This window comes from Mesorhizobium sp., assembly GCF_004962925.1.
Classification (GTDB): Bacteria; Pseudomonadota; Alphaproteobacteria; order Rhizobiales; family Rhizobiaceae; genus Mesorhizobium.
Genome location: NZ_SUEO01000295.1, coordinates 5055 through 6336, shown reverse-complemented (window position 1 = coordinate 6336; position 1282 = coordinate 5055). Strand labels below are relative to the sequence as shown.

The following is a 1282-nucleotide window of genomic DNA, read 5'->3' as shown; positions in this document are numbered from 1 at the left end:
CCTCGGCGATGCAAGGCCTGCCTCGGCAAAAGCCTTGTCGAACAGGTGCCGATAGATGCATCCGGCTTCGGTGACGACGAAGCTCATGTTGCCGAGCGCCGTAAGATCGCCTCGCATCGCTGCCTCCCCTGGAGGAACGACAAGGATCAATGGTTCCGCCGATAGCGTCCGCCTGGCGAGGCGTTCGTCGATCTTCTCGAAACCGTCCCTGTCGAAGCAGAAGGCGACGTCGATCTCGCCATCTTCCAGCTTGCGCATGAGATCACCGCTGCCGGCGACCTTCAGCCGAAGATCGATGTCGGGATGGGCGGCCTGGAAATCCGGGAGCCATCGCGCAAGCTTCGCCGAGGCGATCGTCTCCAAAGCGCCGATCGTCACCGATCCGGCGCTGTGTCCGGCAGTCACCCCCACGGCCGCCCGTGCCTCTTCGGCCAGCATCAGAATGTCTTGCGCATAGGGCTTCAGCGTGGCGCCCGCCGGCGTCAGTTGCAGGCCCTGCTTCGACCGCGTGAACAGGGCCGTGCCAAGCTCGGTTTCAAGCGTCTGGATCTGATCGCTCACGCTCGATTGCGCGAGGTGGATCTCCTCTGCGGCGCGGGTGATGTTTCGCCACCGCGCAACCGCGAGGAACGTCTTGAGCAGTCTTGGATGCATCAGGTGACCCGTATCGACTGCTTCACTGCAGCTGCGGTTTCTTGAGAAAACTGTTGCGGTCGGCCGACTTGACGCGCAGCCAGGTTTCGCGGCCGTCGCGCACCACCCGCAGCGGGATCTCCGCGCCTGCCGGATTCTGCCACAGCTTGCGGTAGAAATCGGCGAGCCCGTCGACTTCGCCGTCGCGCACATCCGAGATGATGTCGCCCTGACGCAGGCCGGCTTCGGCGGCCGGGCTGCCTTCGGCGACGCTCATCACCACCACCTCGCCATTGCTTTCGGCGGAGAAGGCGCCAAGCCAGGGGCGCGGTGGCTTGGCAACCTGGCCGCGTGTCAGGAGATCGTCGAGAATGGGCGGCAGAAGGTCGATCGGCACCACCATGTTGATATCGGCGATCTCGCCGGCGCGGCTCATCTGCAGGCGCAGCGAACCGATGCCGAGCAGCCTGCCGTCCTGTCCGATCAGTGCCGCACCTCCCCATGACGGATGGGCGGGCGCGGTGAAGATCGCCTCGTCCAGTAGGTACTCCCAATAGCCGGCGAATTCCTGCTTGGTGACGATGTGCGCGCTGACCGACTGGCCGATGCCGTCGGCGAGCACCACGGGATCGCCGGCCATCGCCTTGGC

The 1282-nt window shown here is 65.0% G+C and carries 2 protein-coding genes; both read right to left on the bottom strand.

Translation table 11 applies throughout. The annotated features are described in order from the left end of the window. Window positions 1-654 (bottom strand): LysR family transcriptional regulator (locus E5W87_RS33115; RefSeq protein WP_292407465.1); only part of this gene is annotated, 654 nt, incomplete at its 3' end. Between the two features lie 22 nt (window positions 655-676). Further along, window positions 677-1282 (bottom strand): S1C family serine protease (locus E5W87_RS33110; protein WP_292407462.1); only part of this gene is annotated, 606 nt, incomplete at its 5' end.